The organism is Citrobacter sp. Cy070, from assembly GCF_030332245.1.
In the GTDB taxonomy this organism is placed as follows: Bacteria; Pseudomonadota; Gammaproteobacteria; order Enterobacterales; family Enterobacteriaceae; genus Citrobacter; species Citrobacter youngae.
In genome coordinates this window covers 165,267-183,933 of sequence record NZ_JAOWIG010000065.1, presented here as the reverse complement: position 1 = coordinate 183,933, position 18,667 = coordinate 165,267, and the positions used below count along the sequence as shown (strand labels likewise).

Annotated in this window: 16 protein-coding genes; 5 read left to right on the top strand and 11 right to left on the bottom strand. The window is 50.1% G+C overall.

Annotation, left to right across the window (positions count from 1 at the left end; genetic code table 11):
• Positions 1-153: 153 nt before the first annotated feature.
• The 3 genes from OGY19_RS11465 (at position 154) to OGY19_RS11455 (ending at position 2,352) form a co-directional block, all read left to right on the top strand.
• Positions 154-546, top strand: a complete 393-nt coding sequence (locus tag OGY19_RS11465) for a DoxX family protein (RefSeq protein ID WP_048213347.1) — start codon at positions 154-156, stop codon at positions 544-546.
• A 71-nt stretch (positions 547-617) separates the two neighbouring features.
• On the top strand, positions 618-1,604 hold the full coding sequence (gene yqjG, locus OGY19_RS11460; protein WP_115601423.1) for a glutathionyl-hydroquinone reductase YqjG: 987 nt from the start codon (positions 618-620) through the stop codon (positions 1,602-1,604).
• Positions 1,605-1,986: 382 nt separating this feature from the next.
• Positions 1,987-2,352 (top strand): DUF805 domain-containing protein, encoded by a 366-nt coding sequence (locus tag OGY19_RS11455; protein ID WP_115601422.1) that lies wholly within the window; start codon positions 1,987-1,989, stop codon positions 2,350-2,352.
• A gap of 37 nt (positions 2,353-2,389) precedes the next feature.
• Here OGY19_RS11455 and yhaJ read toward each other — a convergent pair whose 3' ends face one another.
• Positions 2,390-3,286, bottom strand: a complete 897-nt coding sequence (gene yhaJ, locus OGY19_RS11450; protein WP_048213350.1) for a DNA-binding transcriptional regulator YhaJ — start codon at positions 3,284-3,286, stop codon at positions 2,390-2,392.
• Positions 3,287-3,390: 104 nt separating this feature from the next.
• On the opposite strand from yhaJ, the gene OGY19_RS11445 reads away from it, so the two are divergent.
• A complete protein-coding gene (locus tag OGY19_RS11445) occupies positions 3,391-4,092 on the top strand; it encodes a pirin family protein (protein WP_048213351.1) in 702 nt (233 codons plus the stop codon).
• A gap of 26 nt (positions 4,093-4,118) precedes the next feature.
• Entirely contained in the window at positions 4,119-4,268 is a 150-nt protein-coding gene (locus OGY19_RS11440; protein ID WP_186336729.1) for a protein YhaL, read from the top strand.
• A gap of 54 nt (positions 4,269-4,322) precedes the next feature.
• Here OGY19_RS11440 and OGY19_RS11435 read toward each other — a convergent pair whose 3' ends face one another.
• From OGY19_RS11435 to OGY19_RS11390, 10 genes are all read right to left on the bottom strand, one after another.
• The gene (locus OGY19_RS11435) at positions 4,323-5,633 is read right to left on the bottom strand and encodes an L-cysteine desulfidase family protein (protein ID WP_115601421.1); all 1,311 of its coding nucleotides are present in this window, start codon (positions 5,631-5,633) and stop codon (positions 4,323-4,325) included.
• Between the two features lie 24 nt (positions 5,634-5,657).
• Positions 5,658-6,989 carry an SLC5/6 family protein gene (locus OGY19_RS11430; protein ID WP_286596491.1) on the bottom strand — a complete coding sequence of 444 codons (1,332 nt, stop codon included), beginning with the start codon at positions 6,987-6,989 and terminating at the stop codon, positions 5,658-5,660.
• 283 nt (positions 6,990-7,272) lie between these two features.
• On the bottom strand, positions 7,273-8,637 hold the full coding sequence (gene tdcG, locus OGY19_RS11425) for an L-serine ammonia-lyase (protein WP_061068663.1): 1,365 nt from the start codon (positions 8,635-8,637) through the stop codon (positions 7,273-7,275).
• Between the two features lie 87 nt (positions 8,638-8,724).
• A complete protein-coding gene (locus OGY19_RS11420) occupies positions 8,725-9,120 on the bottom strand; it encodes an enamine/imine deaminase (protein ID WP_048213355.1) in 396 nt (131 codons plus the stop codon).
• Positions 9,121-9,133: 13 nt separating this feature from the next.
• Entirely contained in the window at positions 9,134-11,428 is a 2,295-nt protein-coding gene (gene pflB / locus OGY19_RS11415) for a formate C-acetyltransferase (RefSeq protein WP_115601419.1), read from the bottom strand.
• Positions 11,429-11,456: 28 nt separating this feature from the next.
• Complete coding sequence (gene tdcD, locus OGY19_RS11410; protein WP_115601418.1) at positions 11,457-12,665, bottom strand: propionate kinase; 1,209 nt, start codon at positions 12,663-12,665, stop codon at positions 11,457-11,459.
• Positions 12,666-12,696: 31 nt separating this feature from the next.
• Positions 12,697-14,028, bottom strand: coding sequence for a threonine/serine transporter TdcC (gene tdcC / locus OGY19_RS11405; protein WP_005131699.1), 1,332 nt, complete (start codon positions 14,026-14,028; stop codon positions 12,697-12,699).
• Positions 14,029-14,050: 22 nt separating this feature from the next.
• Complete coding sequence (tdcB, locus tag OGY19_RS11400) at positions 14,051-15,040, bottom strand: bifunctional threonine ammonia-lyase/L-serine ammonia-lyase TdcB (protein WP_048213358.1); 990 nt, start codon at positions 15,038-15,040, stop codon at positions 14,051-14,053.
• Between the two features lie 98 nt (positions 15,041-15,138).
• Complete coding sequence (tdcA, locus tag OGY19_RS11395) at positions 15,139-16,077, bottom strand: transcriptional regulator TdcA (RefSeq protein WP_048213359.1); 939 nt, start codon at positions 16,075-16,077, stop codon at positions 15,139-15,141.
• A gap of 674 nt (positions 16,078-16,751) precedes the next feature.
• Positions 16,752-18,590 carry an ATP phosphoribosyltransferase regulatory subunit gene (locus OGY19_RS11390; protein ID WP_048213360.1) on the bottom strand — a complete coding sequence of 613 codons (1,839 nt, stop codon included), beginning with the start codon at positions 18,588-18,590 and terminating at the stop codon, positions 16,752-16,754.
• Positions 18,591-18,667: the final 77 nt, after the last annotated feature.

The following is an 18,667-nucleotide window of genomic DNA, read 5'->3' as shown; positions in this document are numbered from 1 at the left end:
TCAAATTTTTTGAAAATTTCTGACAGTTTTCCTTGCTAACAATTCTCATTAGCCACGTTTATTATTCTCTTCATCGACAGCAATGACGCCCTCTGCGGCGTCGTTGCACAAAAAAACACAATAAGCCGCCTGAGTGGTTTCCTGGAGAGTATGATGAAGAAATTAGAAGATGTTGGTGTACTGGTAGCGCGCATTCTGATGCCAATCCTGTTTATTACCGCAGGTTGGGGAAAAATCACCGGATATGCGGGTACCCAACAGTACATGGAAGCCATGGGCGTCCCAGGATTTATGTTGCCGCTGGTGATTCTGCTTGAGTTTGGCGGCGGTCTGGCAATTCTGTTCGGTTTCCTGACCCGTACTACCGCGCTGTTCACCGCAGGCTTCACGCTGCTGACGGCATTCCTCTTCCACAGCAACTTTGCGGAAGGTGTGAACTCTCTGATGTTTATGAAAAACCTGACCATCTCAGGCGGCTTCCTGCTGCTGGCTATCACCGGTCCGGGCGCATTCAGTATTGACCGCGTACTGAATAAAAAGTGGTAAGCAAACTATACTGAACACATCAAAAAGCGAGGAGATATCTCCTCGCTTTTGCTATCTGAGGAGCGAAAATTATGGGACAACTCATTGACGGCGTCTGGCATGACACCTGGTACGACACCAAATCAACCGGGGGGAAATTTCAACGCTCTGCATCGGCTTTCCGTAACTGGCTCACCGCGGATGGCGCCCCAGGCCCAACGGGTGAAGGTGGCTTCGCCGCCGAAAAAGACCGCTATCACCTGTACGTTTCTCTGGCCTGTCCGTGGGCACATCGCACGCTGATTTTGCGTAAACTCAAAGGGCTGGAACCGTTTATTTCCGTTTCCGTTGTCAATCCGCTGATGCTGGAAAACGGCTGGACCTTTGATGACAACTTCCCTGCGGCCACCGGCGATACGCTTTACCAGCACGAGTTTCTCTATCAACTGTATTTACACGCCGATCCGCACTACAGCGGCCGGGTAACGGTTCCGGTGCTGTGGGATAAAAAAAATCACACCATCGTGAGCAACGAATCTGCAGAAATCATCCGCATGTTTAACACTGCGTTTGATGCGCTGGGTGCGAAAGCCGGAGATTACTATCCACCTGCCCTGCAAAGCAAAATCGACGAGCTGAACGGCTGGATTTATGACAACGTCAATAACGGCGTGTATAAAGCGGGATTTGCCACCAGCCAGGAAGCTTACGACGACGCCGTAGAAAAAGTCTTTCAATCGCTGGCGCGACTGGAGCAGATCCTGGGTCAGCATCGCTACCTGACCGGAGACCAGCTAACTGAGGCCGATATTCGCCTGTGGACCACGCTGGTACGCTTTGATCCGGTTTATGTCACCCACTTCAAGTGCGACAAACACCGCATCAGTGACTACCTGAATCTGTACGGTTTCCTGCGTGATATCTACCAGATGCCGGGCATTGCGGAGACCGTCAACTTTGACCATATCCGTCATCACTACTTCCGTAGCCACAAAACAATCAACCCGACCGGTATTATTTCTGTTGGGCCGTGGCAGGACCTCAGCGAACCTCATGGACGTGACAGCCGTTTTGCATAATTTACACAGGTCTCCTTGGGGGGAATGCTTGTCAGTTAAGCATTCTGCAGAACATGAGATTTCGACTCAGGGTTCCGTTCACCTCAGCGGTATCACTTTTCTGAAGCGCTGATACCCGTGAACGCCCTTTACACGTTCACAGGAATCGGTGTTTCAGAGAAACTATGAACATGAGGTGAACGGAACCCTTTCTCTGAGAGAGCATATTCATAACTTCTACCCACACAGGCGATACTTTCTGAAACTGAGGCGTTAACTGAATAGCATTACCCATCTGCGGGCCAAATAATTAATACTACAAACATTTACCAGCATTCCATTCGCAGCTATTCTTAATTTGATTGCTTTAAAAACAAGTAATTGAACGCAGAACGAGGCGAAAATGGATTGGTATTTAAACGTATTAAAGAACTACTTTGGTTTTGGTGGTCGTGCACGGCGCAAAGAGTACTGGATGTTTATTTTGGTCAACATCATCTTTACGTTCGTGCTGAGCGTGTTAGACAGGATGTTTGGCTGGCAACGCACCGGGGGAGAAGGCATATTAACAACGATTTATGCAATTCTGGTTTTTATACCGTGGTGGGCAGTACAGTTCCGGCGTTTACATGACACCGACCGTTCAGCCTGGTGGCTACTGGTGCTGCTGATCCCGATTGTCGGCTGGTTGGTCATCATTATTTTCAACTGTCAAAACGGCACGCCGGGGAGCAACCGCTTCGGCGCTGACCCCAAACAGTTGTCCTGAATTTAAATACGCCCCTTCCGTTGAAGGGGCGTATTTCTTATTTCCCGGCAAACAGCTTGGGGATTTCCCGCAAACACCAGGACTTCGCTTCGCCCATACTGTCCCGACGCCAGGCCATGATGATATCTATTTCGTTTGTCGATTCCGGGCTAACCACACGCAGCCGGCCAGCCGCAATATCCGCTTCCACCAGCGGGTATGGCATCGTCGCCACGCCAAGTCCAGCCAACAGCGCCTGGCGTTTATCTTCTATCGTACTCACCGTCAGGCGTGGTTGTTTATCGAGAAGCTGAACTGTCAGCACCGGGCGTTCACGGGCAGTATCCGCCACCGCTATGCCCCGGTATTTCACACGAGTGACTTCTGACAACGGTTCCGGCTCCTGGTGGATCGGGTGATCCGGCGCCGCCACATACACGTTCATCAGCGAGTACAGCTTGCGCGAGTTAATTTCTGATGATGAGCGGAAATGCATATCCGGCGCGATCACGATATCCGCTCTGCCCTGCTCCAGACGCTCCCACGCCCCGGCCAGCACTTCAGTGATGACGGAAAGCTGCGTGTTCGCCTTTCCGGCAAGGCGGTCAATAAGCGGGAAGAATGCCGCCGTTGGCACCAACGCTTCAGTGACAATCGTCAGATGCGTTTCCCAACCACGGGCCAGTGCTTCAGCATCGGTCGTCAGTTTATCCGCAGCCTCCAGCAACACGCGGCCACGTTCAAGCAGCATACGCCCGACGTTGGTAAATTTTGTGCGGTGACCTGAGCGGTCAAACAGCACCACGTCCAGCTCTTCTTCCAGTTTCTGCATGGTGTAGCTGAGGGCGGAAGGTACGCGTCCCAGTTCATCTGCCGCGGCGGCAAAGCTGCCGCGCCTGTCTATTGCGTCCATGACGCGTAACGCTTCAAGCGTTAAAGCCCGTTCTTTGGCCATCTCGTTCTCATTCAGGAAATTTGAACATACCGGGCAGAATATCTGGCTAACAATGCAGCGTCTAGCCATTTAACATAAAAGGAAGTAAAGAGAGGTCAAGAACTATGATTACTACCCGTACAGCCAAACAATGCGGGCAAGCAGACTACGGCTGGCTGCAGGCCCGTTATACCTTCTCCTTTGGACACTATTTTGATCCTAAACTGCTGGGTTATGCCTCGCTGCGTGTTCTGAACCAGGAAGTTCTGGCACCGGGGGCCTCTTTCCAGCCACGTACCTATCCAAAGGTTGATATCGTCAATCTGATCCTCGAAGGGGAAGCAGAGTATCGCGACAGTGAAGGTAACCATATTCAGGCCAAAGCCGGAGAGGTGTTACTGCTCGCTACGCAACCTGGGATCAGCTACAGCGAGCACAATATCAGCAAAGATAAGCCCCTGACCAGAATGCAGCTCTGGCTGGACGCCTGCCCGCAGCGCGAAAACGCCTGCGTACAGAAAGCCACGCTGAGTGCAGGTAAGCATCAGCTGCTGGCCTCACCGGACGGTGAACAGGGTAGCCTGCATCTTCGCCAGCAGGTCTGGGTACATCATGTTGAGTTGCAAAAAGGTGAATCACTGAGTTTTCAGTTACATGGACCTCGCGCGTATTTGCAGTCGATCCATGGCACGTTCCACGCGGTCACTTCAGGTGCCGAAAAAGAAGCGCTCACCTGCGGTGATGGCGCATTTATTCGTGATGAAACTAACATAACGTTAGTTGCCGATACCCCATTGCGCGCTTTGCTGATAGATTTGCCCGTATAGTCATTGGAATCAAGGGAGTACGACTATTGCGCAAGAAGTCATCAAAAAAACACCAGCCGCAGGCTGCGCCGAAAAAACAGGAAACAGTTCCCTTCGGCTATGAAGAAATGCTGACAGAGCTGGAAGCGATTGTGGCCGATGCTGAACTACGGCTGGAAGATGAAGAAGCCGCCTGAAAAGGCGGCTTAGACTTATGCCGGGTGGCGGCAACGCCTTACCCGACCTGGGGATTAATGCGCCTTACTGGCCATGATCTCAATGATCTGCTTATCGGTTTCCTGCATCGAACGACACGCCAGCGCACACAGGTTAGCGATAGATTGTTCCACGTTATGCGCCACAATCCCTTCGTTTCCGGTTACGGCAGTATCATCCAGCGCCATGAGTACCGCTTTCCACGCCGCAGATGCGCTGGTTGAGACTTTCATCGCACAGCTGTTTGAAGCGCCATCGCAAATCATTCCGCTCACGTCGCCAATCATGCTGCTGATCGCCATCGCGATGGTGTTGTAGCGACCATCTACGATCCATGCCATCCCCGCTGCTGCGCCCATTGCGGCCGTAGTTGCCGCGCACAGCGCAGACAAACGCGGAAGCTGATGATGGATGTAAATAGCGCTCAGGTGAGACAGCATCAGCGCACGCGCCAGTTTCTCCTCATCTGCGCCAAAATGCTCAGCTACAACCATCACTGGGACGGTGGCGGTAATCCCCTGATTACCAGAACCGGAGTTGCTCATGGCCGGCAGCGTCGCCCCGCCCATTCGCGCATCCGATGCCGCGCTGGTACGAATAAGAATGGCAGTGGAGAGATCGTTCGCCAGCAGACCACGTGCGCACTGCTTCTCCAGCGTAGTTCCGATGTGCAAGCCCCAGTTGCCGCGCAGTCCTTCCTGAGACAGCGCACCGTTCAGTTTTGCCGCATCAAGAATAAAGCGAATAGCGTCAAACGGCACAGCATTCACAAATGCCACAATCTCTTCCAGCGACGTGTGGGATAGCACTGCCAGCGGGGATTCCTGCTCATCAGCCTGAACCTGCTCAGGCTTAGTAAACACCACGCCGTTATTGGTCTCGATGTGTACAATGTTGGTATGACCGCCGACAATCGTCACGCACGCCCATCCTTCAGCACCGTAAACCTTCGCGCGGGAAAAGAGGATGTCCTCGCAAGGCTCCTGCAGCATCACAGCAACCTTCCCTGCGTTAAGCATCGTTTTCGCATCAGCAATCGCTTGTGGCGACGCGTCTTTCAGTACTTCTAACCCAGCCTCGGCATTTCCCCCCAAAGCCCCCAGCGCAGCCGCTACGGGAAGACCTACCATCCCGGTACCCGGCACGGTAACGCCCATGCCGTTTTTCATCAGGTTTGGTGAGACCCACGCATCAATGCGTTCCACCGCGCCGTCCAGCTCAGCAGAAGCGACGGCCGCAGCCAGAGCCAGAGAGATAGGTTCAGTACAACCCAGCGCAGGTTTTACTTCTTCCTGCACCGCGCGAATAAAACTATCCCATAATGGATTCAATGTAGTCTCAAACATAACAACAACCCTTGCTCAGATAACTCAGGAAAATGCCAGGAACGGAGAAACGCACAACAACAGGCCGGTGACGATAATCAGGTACAGAGAGGCGCCTTTGTATTTGTGCAATGCAGGAACTTTGTAGACCAGCCAGGCCGGGATCAAGCAGCCCACCATGCCGAAGATTGGGCTACAAATAGAGGTGAAGCTCAGCACCGGCGCATTGAGCACAATTGCACTCCAGGCCAGCAGGATGGCGAAAACCATAATGCCGCGCTGAACCAGGGTTTCGTTGATTTTCTCGGCTGGCATTTTGCTGCGCAGCACGTTCATTACGATCCCCTGAGTCGCTTCACGAAAGCCTAAGTAAACACCGAAGAAAGCGGTCATCACGGCGAAAATGTTCAGGATAACGCTGACGATTTTCACCCAACCTGCACCATCACCACTGATAAACTGCGCAGCAATCGCCAGAGCGGAAATGTTCTGCTCATAGGCTTTAACCGCTTCGTCATGCCCCATCGCCAGCGTGAAGGAAACGGCGTAGAAAAAGACGGTGACAAACAGAATACCGAATGCGATGTTCATAGCACGCAGAGCTTTATGGCGTGCCACCTCAATCGATTTCTCACGAGAGCGGTACGAAATAACCATCGGGCTTAGCGTCTGAATAAACAGAATTGAAGTCAGGGTAAACGGCAGCGTGATAATTGCGTTTTTGATCAGCAGCGCCATCGGCGGCAGTGAGCCCGCGTTATACAAATGCCACATTCCCACCATCGATACACCAAGCGCAGCCACCACCAGCAGCTTGGTCAGCACCATGCCGGTGGAGATTTTAAACAGCAGTTTTTCTCCGCGTGACGAGATGGCCACCAGGATGCAAATCAGCACCAGGCCATAGAACGGGCTGTCGGACAGTAAACCTTCAGTAACGCCAAAAGTGTGCAGATAAGAGGCGCTATCGTTAGTGATAGCCGTGGAGTAGACGAACATCCAGATTACCAGCATCACAAAATATAATGCGCCTAACAGGATGCCCCAGTTTTTACCCAAATAGCCGCTGATTACGCTCGGGTAGTCTTTGCATTCCGGAGATTCCGCAAGCGTGTTAATAAACAGGCGCTGGAACAGATAAATGGCTGGGTAGCCAATGATAGAGGACAGCAAGAACACCCACAGCCCCATCAACCCGACCTGGACAGGAAGAAAAACAATCCCCGCACCAATCGCCATACCGATACTCATAATGACCCAGCCGGTATCCGTGCTGTCGAACTTAATAGCTTCCCGCCATTCGCTTTCGTTCATTCCCGCCCGACGCGCAGGCGCTGATGCGTCGAGTATTACGCTGTTATTCGTTGCCGTTTCCATAAAAATCTCGCTCAAAATGTAGGGTAAGGTTTTATTATTTTTCCGTTCCGCATCAATGCGATACGCGGTACGAGTCGTGCAGGCGAGTTCGTTTGAATGGAGAAATCATACGCCGAGGGTCAGAGAAAAACTTCACATAAATACCCCTTCATTTCATGATGTTTAATAAAATTATTCTATTTTATATTTACAAAATGGGATTATTTTCTATTTTTGAAGCAGATCACAACAAAAAAAAGGGCGCACTCAAGTGCGCCCAAAGGAGAAATAAACACAAATTCAGTTAAGTGCAAATCACTTTGATAGCCAGGCCTCCACGTGAAGTTTCACGGTATTTGTCGTTCATGTCTTTGCCCGTCTCATACATGGTCTCGATCACTTTATCGAGCGAAACGCGTGGTTCTGACGTCCTACGTAGCGCCATGCGCGCGGCGTTGACGGCTTTCACTGCGTTGATCGCATTACGTTCAATGCACGGGATTTGCACCTGCCCGGCCACCGGATCGCAGGTCAGCCCCAGGTTATGCTCCATAGCGATTTCCGCCGCAATACACACCTGAGACGGGCTACCGCCAAGCAACTCTGTCAACCCGGCAGCCGCCATTGAACAGGCTACGCCAATTTCCCCCTGGCAGCCGACTTCGGCACCCGAAATCGAGGCATTCATCTTATACAGCGCACCTATCGCCCCCGCGGCCAGCAAATAACGGGCGATGGAGTTGGCATTCACCGGACGGCGGAACTTGTCGTAATAGGCCAGGACGGCGGGAATAATCCCGCATGCACCGTTGGTCGGTGCGGTCACCACCCGACACCCGGCGGCGTTTTCTTCGCTCACGGCCAGCGCGAACATGTTGATCCAGTCAATGACGTTCATCGGGTCGCTGGACAGGTTGTCGCTGGAAACCAGCAGCCGACGCAGTGCCACGGCGCGACGCGGTACATTAAGCGGGCCCGGAAGCACACCTTCGGTATTCATGCCGCGCTCAATCCCGGCATGCATGACGTCCCAAATGGCAGCAAAGCCAGCATCGATTTCTTCTTTGCTGCGCATCGCCAGTTCGTTTTGCATCATCAGGCCGGAAACAGACAGCCCGTTGCGCTCACACAGTTTCAGCAGTTCGCTGGCGGAATGAAAATTGTAGGGCACGTGTGCTTCAACATCATGCGCCTGACCAAATTGCTCCTCTTCAACGATAAAACCACCGCCGACGGAGTAATAGGTTTTGCTTAATAGCGTCTCGCTGCCGTTCCACGCGGTGATACGCATACCATTTTCATGGCGCGGCAGCGTTTCGGCGTGAAAGAGAATATTTTCGTCTGGGGAGAAATCGACAATATGCGTGCCCTCTGCCACCGGTAAACGTCCGGTACGGGCTACTTCCTGAGTAAAACCAGCGATTGAATCTATATTAACGTTTTGCGGACTGTTACCGGCCAGCCCCATCATAATGGCGACATCTGTCGCATGACCTTTTCCGGTCAGGGAAAGCGATCCGTAAAGATCGACCACAATATGTGTGGCCCTGGGAAGTTCCCCGCTGCTGACCAACAGATCAATAAAGCTTTTACCTGCATTCATTGGCCCCACGGTATGGGAGCTGGAAGGTCCAATGCCAATCTTGAAAATATCGAATGCGCTAATCATATCCACACCCTCGGATTGCCGTTCAGTGAAGACCAGGTTTCACACTCATTAAGGATCGGGGCGATCCTGAGATCGCCCCGCAAGGGATTACAGCATGTCGCCACGTACGGCGATGGCTTCAATCTCCAGCTTCACATCCTTTGGTAAGCGGGCGACCTGCACGCAGCTGCGCGTAGGGTAGATTGCCTTATGCTCATCAAAGAACTGCTGGTACACCTGATTGATGGTGGCGAAGTCGTTCAGGTCGGAAACGAAAACGGTGGTCTTCACGATATCGCTCACTTTCAAACCTGCAGACTCGACAATCGCTTTCACGTTCTCCAGGCTTTGACGCGCCTGATCGGCTACGTTTTCCGCCACTTCACCGGTCTGTGGACACACCGGGATTTGACCTGACGTCAATACCATGCTGCCCAGATCCACACCCTGTACGTAAGGCCCAATCGCCCCTGGCGCACATTCGGTTGCAATAACTTTTCTCATAGTCCCTCCGGCGTCAGAGCGCCTGGGTGAAAGTACGTGAAATAACATCCTGCTGCTGTTCGCGGGTCAGCGCGTTGAAGCGCACCGCATAGCCAGACACGCGGATCGTCAGGTTCGGATAGTTTTCCGGGTGCTCAATGGCATCCATCAACATTTCACGGTTCATGACGTTAACGTTCAGATGCTGCCCGCCTTCCACATGCGCTTCATGATGGAAGTAACCGTCCAGCAGACCGACCAGGTTGGTTTTACGTACGCTGTCCTCTTTGCCCAGCGCTGCCGGCACAATGGAGAAGGTGTACGAGATACCGTCTTTGGCATAGGTAAACGGCAGTTTGGCGACCGAGGTTAACGACGCCACCGCACCTTTACGATCGCGGCCATGCATCGGGTTCGCCCCTGGCGCAAACGGCGTACCTGCGCGACGTCCGTCCGGCGTGTTACCGGTTTTCTGTCCGTACACTACGTTGGAAGTGATGGTCAGGATGGACTGCGTCGGCACCGCGTTACGGTAAGTTGGCAACACCTTAATTTTCTTCATAAAGCGTTCGACCAGGTCGCAGGCAATGCTGTCCACGCGCTCGTCGTTGTTGCCGTATTGCGGATAGTCGCCTTCGATTTCGAAATCAATTGCCAGGCCGTTTTCATCGCGAATCGGTTTCACGCGGGCGTACTTAATAGCCGACAGAGAATCCGCCGCTACGGACAGACCCGCCATGCCGCAGGCCATCGTGCGATAGACATCACGATCGTGCAGCGCCATCAGCGAAGCTTCGTAGCTGTACTTGTCGTGCATGTAGTGGATGATGTTCAGCGCGCTGATGTACTGCACGGCCAGCCAGTCCATAAAGTGGTCCAGGCTCTCCATCACCGTGTCGTAGTCCAGCACGTCATCCATCAGCGGTGCCGTTTTCGGCCCGACCTGGATTGTCAGCTTCTCATCCACGCCGCCGTTGATTGCGTACAGCAACGTTTTGGCGAGGTTGGCACGTGCACCGAAGAACTGCATTTGTTTGCCGATAACCATCGGGCTGACGCAGCAGGCAATGGCATAGTCATCGCTGTCAAAGTCGGCACGCATCAAATCGTCGTTTTCGTACTGCAAAGACGAGGTGATGATAGACACCTGGGCAGCATATTTTTTGAAGGCAATCGGTAGCTGTTCAGACCACAGCACCGTCAGGTTCGGCTCAGGTGCCGGGCCCATAGTGTGCAGCGTATGCAGGTAGCGGAACGAGTTTTTCGTCACCAGCGTGCGGCCATCCAGCCCCATACCGCCGATAACTTCGGTCGCCCAGATAGGGTCGCCTGAGAACAGGGTGTCGAATTCCGGCGTACGCAGGAAGCGTACCATACGGATCTTCATAATGAAGTGGTCGATCAGCTCCTGCGCCTGCTGCTCGTCTAAAATTCCCGCTTTGAAATCGCGCTCAATGTAGATGTCGAGGAACGATGCGGTGCGACCCAGCGACATCGCGCCGCCGTTCTGCGATTTCACCGCAGCCAGATAAGCAAAGTACACCCACTGCACCGCTTCCTGCGCATTACGCGCCGGGCGGGAGATATCGCAGCCATATTTCGCCGCCATTTCCTGCATTTGCAGCAGGGCGCGGCGATGTTCAGACAGCTCTTCACGCAGGCGAATCGTGGCTTCAAGATTCTGCCCCCACTCCAGGTTCGACTGGAGATCGGCAAACTGCAGTTCACGCTCGCGCACCAGGTAGCGGATACCGTACAGCGCGACGCGGCGATAGTCACCGATGATACGGCCACGACCATAGCCGTCCGGCAGACCGGTCAGCACGCCGGATTTACGGCAGCGCAGCATATCCGGAGAGTAGGCGTCGAATACACCCTGGTTATGGGTTTTACGCAGTTCAGTAAACTGGTACTCAAAATCAGCATCCATTTCACGGCCATAAGCATCAAAAGAGCTTTTGATCATGTTGATGCCGCCAAACGGATGCAGAGCACGCTTGAGTGGCTTATCCGTTTGCAGACCGACGATTTTTTCCAGTTCCTGTTCAATATAACCCGCATCGTGTGCGGTAATTGTCGTCGCAATATTGGTATCAAAATCAACCGGCGCATGCGTCGAGTTTTCAATACGGATGCCCGCCATGACTTTTTCCCACAATGCTGTGGTCGCAGGCGTGGCTTCGGCGAGGAAAGATTCATCCCCTTCATAAGGCGTATAGTTGTGCTGAATAAAATCACGGACATTAATTTCTTCTTTCCAGTCCGTACCTTTAAAGCCATTCCAGGCTTCGGCATACAGCATATCGCTGGTATCGATATTTACCTTCATGAAAAATAATCTCTCTGCTGAAAATTAATTATGCAAATTCTACTGGTGTATTAATTTTGCCTAACGCAATGGCATCACGCGCAATCATTTTCTCTTCATTCGTGGGAATAACCGCACAAATAACATGAGCATCTTTATTGGAGATAATTCTTTCGCCATGGGAATTTGGCAGACTATTCATTTCACTGTCGATATTCACACCTAAAACAGCAAGGTGCTCAATCACCAGGCGGCGAATTAATACCGAGTTTTCACCTATTCCACCGGTGAAAATAATCCCATCAAGACGATGCAGCGATGCGGCATGCCCGGCGATATGACGCGCGATACGATGCACAAACGTTTTAATCGCCAGTTGCGCACGCTCATGTCCCTCGTGCCAGGCTTTTTCCAGCGTACGTAAGTCGGACGACAAACCGGAAATACCCAGCAGGCCAGATTCCTTATTAACTACGCGTTCAAGGTCGCTTAGCGTCTGGTTGGTTTCACTGGCGATCCACGCCATCGCACCGAAGTCCACATCACCGCTGCGTGTCCCCATCATCAGGCCTTCCAGAGGCGTCATCCCCATCGAGGTATCCACGCTCTGTCCATTACGCACCGCACAGATAGACGCCCCATTCCCGAGGTGAGCCACAACCAGGCCAGAATCATCATGCGGTAGCTCAAGCAGCTCATGCGCACGTTGAGAAACATAGCGATGCGACGTGCCGTGGAAGCCGTAACGACGAACGCCCAACTCTTCGAAATATTTCCACGGTAAACCGTACAAATACGCTTCAGGCGCCATCGTCTGGTGGAAGCTGGTATCAAATACCGCAACCTGCTGCCGGCCAGGGAAAAGATGCTGAGCAGATTCGATTCCGCTTAAGTTCGCATAATTATGTAACGGTGCTAAAGGAGAGACCCGGCGGATATTTTCGATAACTTCATCAGTAATAATGGCTGATTCGGTAAAGATATTTCCGCCGTGGGCAATGCGGTGGCCAATTAAGGCCACGCTGTCCATTAAATTACGTTTCTCCAGTTCAACGGCAATGGCTTTTAATGCGTCTTCGTAGCTGTGGTGAGCCAGCTTAGCTGGCTCTCCTCCATTAATTGCTATGAACGCATTTTCAGAGTTAATACCGTCTGCAATTCCCGCCAGTAAAACTTCACAGTTTGCTGCATCCAGCACTGAGAATTTAATGGAAGATGAACCACAGTTAATAACCAGTACTACCGGAAACTCATTCATTTCACTACTCCGCTCATCCTGAGCTTATGGATTAAAACAGTTTGTAGACAATGTTCAGGATGGTCAGCAGACCAATCGCGGTAACAAACACGTTATCCAGACGGCCACGGTATTTCGCCAGTGACGGCGCTTTACGGATGGCATACATCGGCAGCAGGCAGAGCAGTGAGGCGATAATCGGCGCGCCCATTGCTTCAATCAGGTCCAGGATGTTCGGGTTGGCGTAAGCCACAACCCAGGTGGAGCCCATGATGAAGATCATGCTGATGGTGTTCAGTTTGCCGACGGAAACTTTCGTTTTATCGCCTTTGTAACCAAACTTCAGCACCAGACCGTTCAGACCTTCCAGCGTACCCAGATAGTGGCCGAAGAAAGATTTGAAGATAGCGACCAGGGCGATGATAGAAGCACCGTACTCCAGAACGGTCGCGAAGGTGGACTTCGTACCGGACAGTGACGCGAAGTGGTTCGCCAGGTAAGACAGTACTGGAATGTTCTGTGCTTTCGCATCCGCCATATTTGCCGGAGACAGCGTAAACAGGCAGCTAAAGGCGAAGAACATAACCACGGCAACCATCAGCATACTGGCGCGGGAGATGATTTTGGAACATTTCTGCTCGGTAAATTCGCGACCGAAATCTTTCTCATACTCTTCGCGTTTAGAGACCACGAAGGAAGAAACGATTGGCGAGAAGTTGAAAGAGAACACCATGATGGAAATACCCAGCCATACGGTAACCAGGATGCCGTCATGGCCAGTCAGTGCGATATTGCTGAGATCAACCTGATCGATAACCGCAGAGTTCCAGTAAGGAATCAGTGACAGAGAGATTAGCACCAGGCTGGCGATAAACGGCCATACCAGGTAGCTCATCACTTTAACCATCAGATCTTTACCGAACCAGATGACGAATGCCATCAACAGCAGCAGGAACAGTGCCACGAAGCCACGGTTTAACGCGGGCATCTGCAGCTGGTTTTCCCAGAAGGTCATAAAGGTGTTGGTAATGGTGACGCCATAAATCCACAGCAGCGGACAAATCGCAAAGAAGTAGAGGAACGTGATAACCACGCCGCCCGTTTTACCAAAGTGCTCTTCAACCGTTTCTGTGATGTTACCGGAAGGATTAGAACCGGAAAGACACAGGCGTGCCAGCGCACGGTGGCAATAGAAGGCGATGGGGTATGCTAACACCAGCATGATCAGAATGGGGATCAGTCCGCCAAAACCTGCGCGGATAGGGAAGAACAGCACCCCTGCGCCGATGGCTGTACCAAATAAACCCAGTGTCCAGGTGGTGTCCGATTTGCGCCAGGACGACTGTTTTGTCTGGCTGGATACAATGCTATCAGTAGTACTCATATCCTATCCTCAACGAAGTATATTAAGCGTCAACTAAACCAGTAATTTGAGATACACGAGAAAGGTCGATATTACCGCCAGAAATAATGCTGACTGTTTTTCTGTTCTGGATATAGCTATCTAATTTCCCGCTTAATAATGCTGCGCATGCCAGCGCACCGGCACCTTCAGTCACAACTTTATTTCGCTGAATTAATGCCACCATGCTGTTGCGAATTTCATCTTCGCTGACCAGGACAATGTCATCCACCAACTCACGAACAATTTCATACGTTAAAGTACCCGGGCGAGAGACGTCACAACCATCCGCCAGGGTGCCGGTCGTTCGGTGCGTGGTTATTTCTCCAGCGTGGAAAGATGCCGCCATGCCGTGAACGTTTTCAGACTGCACACCAATAATTCTAATTGTTGGGTTGATAGATTTAATTGCTACGGCAATACCCGCAATCAGTCCGCCACCGCCAATTGGTACAATCACGTTATCGACATCGTACAGATCTTCTAAAATTTCCAGGCCAATCGTTCCCTGGCCCGCAATAACTTTCGGGTCATCGTATGGCGGAATAAAGATACGGCCTTCCGTTTCCACAATCTCGCTGACCTTCGCGATGGTGTCGTTGAAGTTGTCGCCGTGCAGCACAACTTCTGCGGAATAATCGCAGGTTGCCGCCACTTTAGACTTCGGCGCGCCTTTTGGCATCACCACTTTGCCGTCGATACCGAGCATAGCGCAGGAGAGAGAAACGCCCTGCGCATGGTTACCTGCAGAGCAAGCCACCACACCCTTCATTCTTTCTGCTTCAGTTAAGGAACTGAGCTTGTTAAAAGCGCCACGGATTTTAAATGAACCGGTACGCTGCATGTTTTCAAACTTGAGGAAAATTTCCCCTTTGCAACGTTCACTAAAATAGTTAGAGCGAGGCATTCCCGTTTTATAAATTTTCCCCGCCAGTCTTTTTTTCGCTTCGAGGATATCTTCAATTGCAACTGGGAGATCGTATGTAATGTGCATTAGAACCTCTTACCTGGGTATTAAAGTAAATAGATAGCCGTGACCAACGTCTGATATAGACCGATGGCGTTAATTTCTCATTAAAACAAGTTCAATCTTTAATCAATTTCAATTAATTGCTTTCGTCTACAAGAATTATATGATGAATATTCTTTGGCTAATTCAACCAAAATAGATGCTGCTTTTTTTATTCGATAATTTTTAGACCAAACGGCGGCATAACGTGCAACCGGTAAGGCTTCTTCTACCGGGATAGTAATAAACTGGTCTGAACCAAATGGGGCGGTCATATCACAGGGAATTACTGTTAAGAAATCAGCATTGAGAACAAGATTATAAATCGTGACAACGGAGTCTGTTTTAACGATGTTTTCACTGCTGATGCCATTATTTTGTAACGTGGTGAGAAGTTCGCTGTAGTAACCCATATTCGTTTGTGGCAACACCCACTGTTCGTTTTTCAACGCGCTCAGCGAGGTGATGCCGGTGCATGTTCGGGACTTACTGGCCACCAGAATAAACTCTGACTCAAAAAGCGGCTCAACATGGAGGTCCTGCAGTTTCATCTCATCACTTAGCGTACCAATGGCGAAATCCAGACGCCCATCGCGTACCGCAGGTAAGAAAGAGGAGAGCTGAGCCTCATACATGGAAACCTGCGCTTTCGGGAACACCTCTTTAAATTTTTTTATCATGCCGGACATGATGGTAAAGGCGATCAGTGAAGGGAAGCCAAACGACACATCAACGACCGCGTTGCTGGTCATGCTGTTCATCTCATCAACCATGTTTTTCATTTCGCGGGTAATGGATTCAGACCATGAAAGCATCACCTGACCTGCCTGGGTCAGTGTCACACCGGTATTTTTACGTACGACTAACTCAATACCAAAATAAGCCTCAACATCGTTAATGATTTTGCTGACAGCGGGTTGAGTTAAACCTAATTCTTTTGCAGCCGAGCCGATAGAACCACTTCTAATGACTTCCTGAAAGACCACTAAATGCTGTGTTTTAGGGAGAGTAATAGTATTCATATCGACCTGCGTTAATTACTTTGTTGACGGCAGGAAGTGTACCAAATTAAGCAATCGAGGATATGTGCGACCACTCACAAATCCCCTTCACTTACATTTTGTAAGATTATTATTAAACAATAAAATTCTTTATAATCAACAAATTACAAAAACACGATCTCACTTTAACCTGACTTTAATCAAAAAAAGATGGGGGGATAACGGAATTTTATGGCAATAACACACCTGTTTTTTCCGCTATTTCCAAAAATCGTGAAAGGCTATATTTCAATCAATTACAGAGCAATTATCCGGCAAAATGATGCTTAAATTTAATAAGCAACTTATCAAATTTAATTATATTTTAATTGTAACCATGAATAAATAACGCCATGCATCACATTTTTTCGCCTTATTTGTTTGTAAAGAAACATTGCATTTATTAATATTCAAATCAAATCATACATAAAATTATCATATGCAACATTATATTAACACTGGTTTTGTACGATTTATCAGCGAGTAATTTTGTGATGGCGATCGATTGCGTTCATTTATTCTCGAGAAAAACGTATCGCACAGCGTTTTGTGTTGGTTGTCACAAAACGGGAAATATCCACCAGTACCTTTTACCAGATAAAGAACGTTATCCCCTTCAATAAAGGGAATGCCACTTCTCATTGCGAGCCACCGGGTTACATCATTAACGCCATACTTAAATGCGCTGTCACTTCATGAAGGGGGATTTGCACCCAGCAATGGTTTTCTTCATCACAAAAAGTGACCTCATTGTCGCTGCCGTCTATAAGCAAAATAAAACGTGCTCCCTGGCGTTGCGCGTTCTTCTGCCGGGTCGATAAGCGTAGCGTGGAGCAGTCATTGACAATGCTCAAATGCGGGAAATTACGCCTGAGCCGGCGGCCAAGTAGTATTGCCTGATCCCGTGCCCGTTCCTGGCTGGGTATGATGACAACATCGACATGCTTAGCATAATCGCTGCTTTTTTTCGTAGCGGTAAGCAACTGCATAATCGGTTCCAGCATGAAAGCGAAGCCGCATGCAGAGACAGGATGCCCAATTAGCCGACTGGCGCTATTGTCGTAACGCCCGCCCCGACACAGTAATTTATTGTGATGCAACGAATCCGCATACCATTCAAAAAGCTGGTCGTTATAGTCATTTACGGGGAAGAGATTTTTATCGTGGGTAAAAGGGATATTCAGTGCAGTCAGTGAGTCGCAAAGGTGCGTAAAACGCTGACGGGATTGTAATGACAGGCATGCTTCAAGTTGCGGCGCCTTTTCTGCCAGGCGCAGCATCAAATTATCTTTATCACTCAGTAAGCGCTCAGGATGTTGCTCCAGGCAAGCTAACTGCCTGGCATTAAGCAGTGATGCCAGCGGCTGATAGTATTGCTGCAAGTGACGGCGAAATTGAGTGAACTCTTCGACATTGCCTAATGTATTGATTTTGAGTTCGACAAACGGCAACAGTTGTAGCGATTTGAAAAAATCGTACTGTAAGGAAATGAGTTCAATCTCAATGCCAATATCTGGATAGCCAAACGCTTCCACGCCCAATTGATGAAATTGGCTGATGTTCTGCTGGTTCTGACGGCGGAACATTGCCCCCAGATACCATAATCGTGTGCCAATTTGTAAATTCTGATATTGCGATAAAAGCCGTAGACAGCCCATCGTTCCATCACCGCGAAATAACGCCTGATGATTAAGCATTAGCTCATCACTTTCACCGGAAAAAGACCTCGTAGCGTTTTCTTCCAGCCTTTCAAGAAGCGGCATGCGGATCTCCTTGTAGCAATACTGCTGCAATAAATACTCCGCTTTTTTTTCCAGCCACTCCCAGTCCGCGGCGGGGTTCTGGTAATGCTTACGTGGACGACCACTTTTTCGTGGCCGCAGATTCCGCTGATATTTTTCTTCCAGCGACTGAGAGTAAGGTGTCGTTGCCAGTAGGCAGTTTTGCGCCAGTGATGACTCAATACGCGTAATGACTGCCGGAACAATCATCCCCAGGCAAAAGCGCTGGTAGGCACCGGAACGCTGCGCCGCATTTTCTCCGAGGCGCAGGTACTCTTCATGGGGAGTGATCCGCACTTCGGGGGAATCAGCAAAACTATGATGCGGAGTTTCATCCACGCAATGGCATTCAACGTATTTTTTTGTCAGTAAGAAATAGGCGTTGGGTTCGACGGGGCAGCAATTGTATCGACTATCCCAAAGCGTGCCATGGCGTTGGTGACGGTGGTTGAAGTAGTGGGTGTAACCTTTGGCGATATATTGCATAAAACGCCCGAGGCATTCTTTATCAGGAGCGGACAGAAATAAAAATATTTTCTTTGATGAAAGTGAATACGCATGTAATCTTACCGCATAGATACTCATTGCAGTATCGACGCATTGATAAAAATACTGGTAATCCTCTTCACCTTTAAAAATAGTTTCATCATTATGCCCGCACAATTGCACGAGGTGAGGAATTCCATCGATAAATAATCGGTTTTTTCGTGGCATAGGAATAATGTTTAAATAATATTTAAGTTGGCTAAATAGTGTTTTTTATTAGTGCATAAGCCACGTCTGTTAATATA